The organism is Amycolatopsis thailandensis, from assembly GCF_042723255.1.
Taxonomy (GTDB): Bacteria; Actinomycetota; Actinomycetes; order Mycobacteriales; family Pseudonocardiaceae; genus Amycolatopsis; species Amycolatopsis thailandensis.
Genome location: NZ_JBHXJK010000178.1, coordinates 1 through 9,706, shown reverse-complemented (window position 1 = coordinate 9,706; position 9,706 = coordinate 1). Strand labels below are relative to the sequence as shown.

At 68.2% G+C, this 9,706-nt stretch carries 7 protein-coding genes; 3 read left to right on the top strand and 4 right to left on the bottom strand.

The genetic code is table 11. The annotated features are described in order from the left end of the window. Nucleotides 1–126 precede the first annotated feature (126 nt). A complete protein-coding gene (locus tag ACFWMR_RS38925; protein ID WP_378382027.1) occupies nucleotides 127–2,202 on the bottom strand; it encodes an acyl-CoA dehydrogenase family protein in 2,076 nt (691 codons plus the stop codon). 156 nt (nucleotides 2,203–2,358) lie between these two features. Between ACFWMR_RS38925 and kstR the strand changes: the two genes are divergently transcribed. Next, the gene (gene kstR / locus ACFWMR_RS38920) at nucleotides 2,359–3,006 is read left to right on the top strand and encodes a cholesterol catabolism transcriptional regulator KstR (RefSeq protein ID WP_093932706.1); all 648 of its coding nucleotides are present in this window, start codon (nucleotides 2,359–2,361) and stop codon (nucleotides 3,004–3,006) included. 84 nt (nucleotides 3,007–3,090) lie between these two features. On the opposite strand, the gene ACFWMR_RS38915 is transcribed toward kstR, so the two are convergent. The 3 genes from ACFWMR_RS38915 to icmF are packed head-to-tail and all read right to left on the bottom strand — an operon-like array spanning nucleotide 3,091 to nucleotide 8,201. Further along, complete coding sequence (locus ACFWMR_RS38915) at nucleotides 3,091–4,080, bottom strand: TIGR03557 family F420-dependent LLM class oxidoreductase (protein WP_020637510.1); 990 nt, start codon at nucleotides 4,078–4,080, stop codon at nucleotides 3,091–3,093. Then, nucleotides 4,077–4,922, bottom strand: a complete 846-nt coding sequence (locus ACFWMR_RS38910; protein WP_378382026.1) for an LLM class F420-dependent oxidoreductase — start codon at nucleotides 4,920–4,922, stop codon at nucleotides 4,077–4,079. The genes ACFWMR_RS38915 and ACFWMR_RS38910 overlap by 4 nt, the downstream gene beginning before the upstream one ends. A 42-nt stretch (nucleotides 4,923–4,964) precedes the next feature. Then, a complete protein-coding gene (icmF, locus tag ACFWMR_RS38905; RefSeq protein ID WP_378382025.1) occupies nucleotides 4,965–8,201 on the bottom strand; it encodes a fused isobutyryl-CoA mutase/GTPase IcmF in 3,237 nt (1,078 codons plus the stop codon). A 135-nt stretch (nucleotides 8,202–8,336) separates the two neighbouring features. On the opposite strand from icmF, the gene ACFWMR_RS38900 reads away from it, so the two are divergent. Continuing rightward, a complete protein-coding gene (locus ACFWMR_RS38900; protein ID WP_378382024.1) occupies nucleotides 8,337–8,675 on the top strand; it encodes an ArsR/SmtB family transcription factor in 339 nt (112 codons plus the stop codon). After that, on the top strand, nucleotides 8,668–9,321 hold the full coding sequence (locus ACFWMR_RS38895; RefSeq protein ID WP_378382023.1) for a DUF899 domain-containing protein: 654 nt from the start codon (nucleotides 8,668–8,670) through the stop codon (nucleotides 9,319–9,321). Before ACFWMR_RS38900 ends, ACFWMR_RS38895 begins: the two co-directional genes overlap by 8 nt. Nucleotides 9,322–9,706: the final 385 nt, after the last annotated feature.

Below are 9,706 nucleotides of genomic sequence, written 5' to 3'. Positions count from 1 at the left end.
TCAGCTCGGCACCTCCTGCTGTGGGGCGGCGTGTTAATTATCGGGGCTTACTCCAAACACAACGTCTTGAAAGCCCCTTTCATGACACTCGAAACGGCCGTGACCGGGACTTTCACGACCCGGCCGTCAGGAGCGCGGAAGCCCCAGCAGCCGCTCAGCGGTCAGCGAGAGCAGCACCTGAGTGGTGCCGCCCGCGATGCTGAGGCACCGCGTGAGCAGGAACTCGTGCTGCGCCGGGTCGCCGGCCACGAGGGCGCCCTCGCCGAGCGCCTCCAGCGCGAATTCCGCCACCGCCTGCCGGTGCCGGACGCCCAGCAGCTTCCGCACGCTCGACTCGGCGCCCGGATCCTGACCGTCGAGCCGCCGCAGCGTCGCCCGCAGGTCCAGGACCGAACACGCGCTCCCGTCGGCGACGAGCTCGCCGAGTTTCTCCAGGTCCGCGCCATCGCCGAGGGTGGCGAGCAGGTTTTCGACGCCCTCCCCCACCGCGGATCCGCTGCCGAGGGCGACGCGCTCGTTGGCCAGCGTGGTCCGCGCGAGCCGCCAGCCGCCGTCGATCTCCCCGACCACCATGTCGTCGGGGACGAAGACGTCGTCGAGGAACACCTCGTTGAAGACGGCGTCGCCGGTGATCTCGCGCAGCGGCCGCGTACTGATCCCGGCGGCGGTCATGTCGACGAGGAAGTAGGTGATCCCCTTGTGTTTCGGCGCGTCCGGATCGGTGCGCGCCAGGCAGATCGCCCAATCGGCTTCGCGGGCGAGCGAGGTCCACACCTTCTGGCCGTTCAGCAGCCACCCGCCGTCGGTTCGCCGCGCCGTCGTGCGGAGCGACGCGAGATCGGAGCCCGCCTCGGGCTCGCTGAACAGCTGGCACCAGGTGATCTCGCCGCGCAGAGTGGGCGCGGCGAACCGTTCGCGCTGGGCCTCGGAGCCGTGTTCCAGCAGCGTCGGCACCGCCCAGGCGCCGATGACCAGATCCGGGCGCCGGACGCCGGCTTCGGCGAGCGCGGCGTCGATCCGAAGTTGCTCGGCGGCGGTGGCGCTCCGGCCGTACGGCGCGGGCCAATGCGGGGCCAGCAACCCCGCATCGGACAGCGCGACACGCCGCCCCGATTCAGGCAGGGCGGCGATTTCGCCGACCAGGTCACGGAGTCCGGCGTCTTCACCGACTTCGACGCTCAACGTGCGGCGATCGCCGCGCAGCGCGAGTTCGGCGGCGCGACGCCGCCAGCGGGCGGAACCCCCGAGCCACTGCCGCAAGGCCACGGCACGGCGCAGATAGAAATGCGCGTCATGCTCCCAGGTGAATCCGATGCCGCCGAGGACCTGAATGCAGTCCTTCGCGTTGGCCACGGCCGCGTCGAGGGCGTAGGCCGCCGCCGTCGCGGCCGCGAGGGCGTGCTGGTCCGGGTCGTCGGCCGCCCTCGCCGCGTCCCACGCCAGTGCGTCGGTGGCTTCGGCGCGGCAGAGCATTTCCGCGCACAGATGCTTGATCGCCTGGAACGACCCGATCGGGCGACCGAACTGTTCTCGCACCTTCGCGTACTCGACGGCGGTCCGAAGACACCATCGCGCGATCCCGGCGGCTTCGGCGGCACCGAGTGTGGCGGCGTAGGCATCCACCGGCAGAGCGTCGAAAACGGCCTCGGGCCGCGCGCTCGCGCACCGGACACGGCCGACCGGCCGGGAGACGTCGAACGGGTCGCACTCCTCGATGTCCACTCCGGACGTCCCAGGTGGAATGAGCGCGGCGAAGTCCCCATCGGACACCAGCAACCATGCCGAAGGGTGAACGTCGAGGGCCGGGCCCGACTCACCGTCGACCATCGAATCCGTGACACGGAAGCCCCGCCCGAGCACCACCGCCATCCGCTCGGTCCCGTCCGCGAGACCGGGCAGGATCTCTTTGGCCGCTTGGGGAACCGTCGCGAGTAATGCGCCACCCAACGCCGTCCCGAGGACAGGGCCTGGCACGAGCGCTTCGGCCGCTTCGGCGAGCCCGGCGGCCAGATCGGCGAGCGTGCCGCCGGCGCCGCCGACGTCTTCGGGAATCGCCACGCCGAACAGGCCGAGTTCCGCCAGTCCGGGCGGCGGCTCGGCGATCCGGCCACTCCGGACGGAGTCGACCGGATGGACGGAAGCCGCCCAGGCCCGGATCGACGCGGCCAGCGCCGCCTGTTCCTCGGTGAGCGCGATCGACACGGGTGGGACCTCCTCGTCGGACCTACCCGCGAGTGTAGAACGTGTTACAGTTTCTTGCCCAGTGGGTCACGTCTTGAACAGTTCGTCCGCTTGGGTACGCTACGCGGAGAAAGTGGAACAAGTTACGAAGATCGTTCGATGAAGGGGGACGTGGCGATGCCAGGGAAGGCCAAGGCACCCACGAGCGCGAAAGCTCGAAGCGGCAACGGTCTCTCCGCGCTGGGCGGCGAGGAGCTCGGCTCCGCGGCCCAACGCGACCGGCGGCGCCGCATCATCGACGCGACCCTCACCCTCGCCGCGAAGGGCGGGTACGACGCGGTCCAGATGCGGGCGGTCGCCGAGAAGGCGGACGTCGCGCTCGGCACGCTGTACCGCTACTTCCCCTCGAAGATCCACCTGCTGGTTTCCGGGCTGGCCAGGGAATTCGAACGCGCGCAGGAGAAACTGGACCGCGCGGCCATCCCCGGCGAAACCCCGAGCGAGCGGCTCATGTTCGTCCTCGGCCGCAACACCCGGATGATGCAGCGGGACCCGCATCTCACCGAGGCCATGGTCCGCGCGTTCATGTTCGCCGACACCACCGCGGCCGCCGAGGTCGAGCAGGTCGGGCGGCTGATGGAGAACATGTTCGCCAAGGCCATGGGCATCGAGGACCCGACCGAGGCCGATCGCGACATCTTCCACGTCATCGCCGACGTCTGGATGGCGAACCTCGTCGCCTGGGTGACGCGGCGCGCTTCGGCCGCCGACGTCGCGAACCGGCTGGAACTGTCGGTGCACCTGCTGCTGGACAAGAACGCCTGACGCAGCGCGCTTCTCGTGCGATGAAGGGGCCTTTCATAGCAAATTTTGCTATGAAAGGCCCCTTCATCGCAGCGTCGGCGCGCGTTAGGCGGTCAGCTTGGGCAGCACGTCCCGGCCGAAGGTCTCGATGAACTCGTCCTGGTTCCGGCCCACGTTGTGGACGTAGATCCGGTTGAAGCCGGCATCGACGTACTTCTGCAGCGCCGCGCGGTGCACGTCCGGGTCGGACGAGACGACCATACGGCCCTCGAAGTCCTCACGCCGCACCAGTTTCGCCATCTGCGCGAAGTCGAACGGCGAGCGGATGTCGGCCTTCGGGAACTTCATGCCGCCGTTGGGCCACTGGTCCATCGCGTTGGCCCACGCCGTCTCGTCGTCCTCGGCCCACGACAGGTGCACCTGCAGCAGCTTCGGCATCGAGTCCGGGTCCTTGCCCGCCTTGCGCGCGCCGGTGCCGAAGTTGTCGAGGATCCCCGCCAGCTTCTCGATCGACGCGCCGGGCGTGATCAGCCCGTCCGCGAGCTCACCGGTCTTGCGCGAGGTGTACGGCCCGGCCGACGCGATGTAGATCGGCGGCGGCTCGTCCGGCAGCGTCCACAGCCGGGTGGTGTGCAGCTTGAAGAACTCGCCGCTGTGCTTGACGTCCTTGCCGGTGAACAGCTTCCGGATGACCTCGAGCGCCTCGAACATCCGCCGCACCCGCTCGGGCGCCTCGGGCCAGTAGCCGCCGATGATGTGCTCGTTGAGCGCCTCACCGGAGCCGATGCCGAGCCAGGTCCGGCCCGGGTAGGTCGCCTCCAGCGTCGCCGCGGCCTGCGCGACCATCGACGGATGTAGCCGGAACGACGGGCACGTCACGCCCGGCCCGAGGTCGCCGGTGGTGTTCTCCGCCAACGAGGCGAGCACGCTCCACACGAAGGAAGCTTCACCCTGTTGAGGGACCCACGGCTGGAAGTGGTCGGCGGCCATCTGGCCGGAGAACCCGTGTTGTTCGGCCAGCGCCGCCAGCCGGATCGACTCGCGCGGCGAGAACTGCTCCAGCGCCGCCGCCAAGCCGATTTGCACCTCAGTCACGCCTGCTGCCCCTTTCGAAAGCTCTCGGCGACCTTCGCGTACTGGTCGAGTAGCTCCAGTGTCGCCGCTTCGGGCTCGGTCGGCAGGAAGATCGTCGCCTCGTCGACGCTTCCGCTCTCCAGCGAACGCAGCGCCTCCACCTCGGGCGTGGCACCGAAGGCCGAGAACCTGATGTCGGTCCGGCCCTGGTCGGCCAGCCACTGGCGAGCCCGGCGAAGCTCCTCCGGTGGGGTGTGCGCGTGCGGCAGCCAGCCGTCGCCGTACTCGGCGATCCGCCGCATCGCCTTCTCCCCCGCGCCACCGATGTAGATCGGCGGATGCGGCTTCTGCACCGGCTTGGGCCAGGCGAAGATCGGGTCGAAGTCGACGTGCTTGCCGTGGAACTCGGCCTCGTCCTTGGTCCAGATCTCCTTCAGCGCGGCGAGCTGTTCGTCGACGAGGGCGCCTCGCGTGCGCGGATCGGTGCCGTGATTGCGCATTTCCTCCCGGTTCCACCCGACGCCGACGCCGAAGACGAACCGGCCTCGCGAGACCAGGTCCAGCGAAGCGACTTCTTTCGCCGTGTGGATGACGTCGCGCTGCTGGAGCAGCGCGACACCCGTGCCCAGCAGCAGGTTCGACGTGGCCCCGGCCGCCGCCGTCAGCGCGACGAACGGGTCCAGCGTCCGGTAGTACACGCGTGGCAGCTCGCCACCGCCCGGGTACGGCGTTTCCCGGCTGACCGGGATGTGCGAATGCTCCGCGATGTGGAGCGAGCTGAACCCGCGCTCTTCGACGGCCGCGGCGAGGACGTCCGGCCTGATGCCTTCATCGGTGATGAAGGTGGCGATTCCGATCTCCATGTTCAGCAACTACCCGAACACGCCCCGCGATATTCCCGGCGGCTAGACGTTGCGGCGGTACTGCCCGCCCACCTCGAAGAACGCCTCGGTGATCTGGCCGAGCGAGCACACGCGCGCCGCGTCCATCAGCACGCCGAACAGGTTGCCGCCGCGGGTCGCCGCCTCGCGCAGCGTCTTGAGCGCGACCTGCGCCTCGGCGTGGTGCCGGTGCTGGAAGTCCTCCAGCCGGTTCAGCTGCGACACCTTCTCGTCCTCGGTCGCCCGCGCGAGTTCGACCTCGACGTCGTTCTCGCCGCCGTGCGGGTTGCGGAAGGTGTTGACGCCGATGATCGGCAACGTACCGTCGTGCTTCTGGCGTTCGTAGAGGATCGACTCGTCCTGGATCTTGCCGCGCTGGTAACCGGTCTCCATCGCGCCCAGGACGCCGCCGCGCTCCGAAATCCGGTCGAATTCCAGCAGGACGGCCTCTTCGACCAGGTCGGTCAGCTCGTCGATGATGAACGAGCCCTGCAACGGGTTCTCGTTCTTCGACAGGCCCCATTCCTTGTTGATGATCATCTGGATGGCCATCGCCCGGCGCACCGAGCTCTCCGACGGCGTCGTGATGGCCTCGTCGAAGGCGTTGGTGTGCAAGGAGTTCGCGTTGTCGTACAGCGCGCACAGCGCCTGCAGCGTGGTGCGGATGTCGTTGAAGCTCATCTCCTGCGCGTGCAGCGACCGGCCGGAGGTCTGCACGTGGTACTTGAGCTTCTGCGAGCGGTCGTTGGCGCCGTAGCGCTCCCGCATCGCGACCGCCCAGATCCGGCGCGCGACCCGGCCCAGCACCGAGTACTCGGCGTCCATGCCGTTGGAGAAGAAGAACGACAGGTTCGGCGCGAAGTCGTCGATGTTCATCCCGCGCGCGAGGTAGCTCTCGACGTAGGTGAAACCGTTCGACAGGGTGAACGCCAGCTGCGAGATCGGGTTCGCCCCGGCCTCGGCGATGTGATAGCCCGAGATCGACACCGAGTAGAAGTTCCGGACGCCGTGGTCGATGAACCATTCCTGGATGTCGGCCATCATCCGCAGGCTGAACTCGGTGGAGAAAATGCAGGTGTTCTGCCCCTGGTCCTCCTTGAGGATGTCCGCCTGCACGGTGCCGCGGACGTTGCGCAGCGCCCATTCGCGCAGTTCGACGGCCTCGGCTTCGGACGGCTCGCGGCCGTGCTCGGCCTTGAACGCCTCGACGCGCTGGTCGATTGCGGTGTTGAGGAAGAACGCGAGGATCGTCGGCGCCGGGCCGTTGATCGTCATCGACACCGACGTGCTCGGCGACGTCAGGTCGAAGCCGTCGTAGAGCACCTCCATGTCTTCGAGAGTCGCGATGGAGACGCCGGAGGTACCGACCTTGCCGTAGATGTCCGGGCGGGTGTGCGGGTCGTGCCCGTAGAGGGTCACGGAGTCGAACGCGGTCGAAAGGCGCTTCGCGTCGGAGTCGGCCGACAGGAGCTTGAACCGCTTGTTGGTACGGAACGGGTCGCCCTCGCCGGCGAACATGCGCGCCGGGTCCTCGCCCTCGCGCTTGAACGGGAAAACACCCGCGGTGTAAGGGAAGTATCCGGGCAGGTGCTCGCGTCGCAGGAACGACAGCAGCTCGCCGGACTCGGTGTAGCGCGGCAGCGCCACGCGCGGGATCCGGTTGCCGGACAGCGTGTCGCGCCAGAGCTGGGTGTGCAGTTCCTTGTCGCGGATCTTCACGACCAGTTCGTCGGCGCGGTAGGACTCGGCGAGTTCCTGGAAGCGGGCGAGCAGATTTGTCGACTCACCGTCCACATCGGACTCGGCGGCCGCGAGCAGCCCGTCGAGCGCGTCGGTGCTCGCGTCGACGGCGGCCAGCGCCTCCTTGGCGGCGGCGAGGTGTTCGTGCTTGCGGAGCGCGGCGACCTGCTGCTCGGTCTTGGTGTGGTAACCGCGGACGGTGTCGGAGATCTCGGCGAGATAGCGCGTCCGGTTGGCCGGGATGATCGTGCTGGCGTCGGTCGAGACCTTGCCCTCGACCTTCGGGAGCACGCCGGGCGAGACGGTCAGGCCGCGCTCGGCGAGGGTGTCGCGCAGGTGCTGATAGAGCGCGGTGACACCGTCGTCGTTGAACTTCGCGGCGCTCGTGCCGTAGACCGGCATGTCCTCGGGCGAGGAGCTGAACGCCTCGCGGTTGCGGACGAGCTGGCGCGCGACGTCACGACGGGCGTCTTCGGCGCCACGGCGCTCGAACTTGTTGATCGCGATCGCGTCGGCGAAGTCGAGCATGTCGATCTTCTCCAGCTGCGACGCCGCGCCGAACTCCGGCGTCATGACGTACAGCGACTGGTCCACGTAGTCGACGATGCCGGCGTCACCCTGGCCGATACCCGGCGTCTCGACGATCACGAGGTCGAAGCCCGCGGCCTTGCAGGCGAGGATCGACTCGGAAAGCCCGGTCGGGATCTCGCCGCTGGTGGTCCGGGTGGCGAGCGAGCGGAAGTACACCGGGCTGCCGTCGAGACAGTTCATCCGGATGCGGTCGCCGAGCAGCGCTCCCCCGCCCTTGCGGCGCGACGGGTCGACGGCGAGCACGGCGATGCGGAGCTTGTCTTCCTGGTCCAGCCGGAACCGGCGGATCAGCTCGTCGGTGAGCGACGACTTGCCCGAACCACCCGTTCCGGTGATGCCGAGGACCGGCACCGTCCGCGACTTGGCGGTTTCGGCGATCTTGTCGAGCCACGCCTGCGGCAGCGCCTCGCGCTGAAGCTGCGTGATGACGCGGGACAGCGCCGGGATGTCACCCGAAAGCAGTTTGTCGACCGAATCCGGCGGCTGCGTGGTCAGGTCCGTGTCGCAGGCCTTGATCATCAGGTTGATCATGCCCGGGAGGCCCATTTCGTAGCCGTCCTCGGGCGAGAAGATCCGCGCGACACCCCGCGAGTGCAGCAGGTCGATCTCCTCGCGGACGATGACGCCACCGCCACCGCCGAACACCTTGATGTGCCCCGCGCCGCGTTCGTTGAGCAGCTCGACCAGGTAGCTGAAGTACTCGACGTGCCCGCCCTGGTAAGCGCTGATGGCCACGCCCTGGACGTCCTCGGCGATGGCCGCCGTCGCGACCTCGTCGACCGACCGGTTGTGCCCGAGGTGCACCACCTCCGCGCCCTGCGACTGCAGGATGCGCCGCATGATGTTGATGGACGCGTCGTGCCCGTCGAAGAGGCTCGACGCCGTCACGAACCGAACGGGGTTCACGGGCCGGTGCAGGTCGCTGCTCATCCCTCCAAAATACTAGGACTTCCTACTGTTTTAAACCCATCCACTCGCGTGACGGCGCTCTCACTCGTCCTTGACAGATCAACTCACACCAGTACATTCAACCTCAGGGTTAAACAACCGATTGATTGAGCAGCGATGACCACTGATCAGCTCAGCGCCACGTTCGCCGCCTTGGCGGACCCCACCCGGCGGGCGATCCTCGCCCGCCTCTCCACGGGCGAGGCCAGCGTCAACGAGCTGGCCGAGCCCTTTCAGATCAGCCTCCAGGCCGTCTCCAAGCACCTGAAAGTCCTCGAACGCGCGGGCTTGATCAGCCGGAGCCGGACGGCGCAATGGCGGCCCTGCCGGCTCGAAGCCGCCCCGCTCGGCGAGGTCTCCGACTGGGTCGAGCGCTACCGGCAGTTCTGGGAAGGCGGCTTCGACCGGATGGAGCGGCACCTGGCCGAACTACAGAAAGGCGACAAGGATGACTGACACCACCACCCTCCCGGACATCGTCTCGCAGGACGACTGGCAGATCGCGCGGGACGCGTTGCTGGCCAAGGAGAAGGAACTCACCCGGGCCGCGGACGCGATCGCCGCCCAACGGCGACGGCTGCCGATGGTCCGCTTCGACGCCGGGTACGAATTCGAAGGCCCCCAGGGCCGGGTCTCCCTGCTGGACCTGTTCGAGGGACGACGCCAGCTGATCGTCTACCACTTCATGCTCGCCCCCGGGCAGGAGGCGGGCTGCCCCGGCTGCTCGTTCCTCGTGGACAACATCGGCCACCTCGCGCACCTTCACGCCCGCGACACCACGCTGTCCGTGGTCGCGCCGGCGACCCTGCCCGAGATCGAGCGGTACAAGGAACGGATGGGCTGGACCGTCCCGTGGGTCTCCACGCGTGACGGCTTCAACGCGGACTGCGGCATCGACGGCGGGTTCGGCGTCAGCGTCTTCCTGCGCGACGGCGACGACGTGTTCCGCACCTACTTCACCACGGCTCGCGGCGGGGACCAGCTGGTGGGGACGCTGCGCTACCTGGACCTGACGCCGCTCGGGCGACAGGAGGCCTGGGAGGAGTCCAGCCGCGGGACCGACGGCCCTGGGCACTGGTGGAAGCGGCACGACGAGTACTGAGCCCGCACCCGCCGCATTTAGTCCTCTGGATGCGCCCGAGGCGGCTTCGCTGCGAGGGGTCTACCCCGGCCACAAGTCCGTGAAGGCCTCCTTGCCTACCCTCAAGGTAGTGAAGGAGGCCTTCACGGAACCGCCAGGTTTTTTCACAAGCGCCCCAGGAACCCCACGAACCTCAGTGGCCACCTCAGAAGCGCGTGAAGGCCCCGATCCCTCGGCTGAGCGAAGGAAGCTCGACCTTCACACCTTGCGGCAACCACGGGATGCAGAGACCAACGCGTTTAGTCCTCTGGATGCGGTCCGTGACGGCCAGCCGGACTGTCCGTGAAGGCCTCCTTGAGGGACTCTGGGTCCCTCAAGGAGGCCATCACGGAATGCCGTGCCGTGA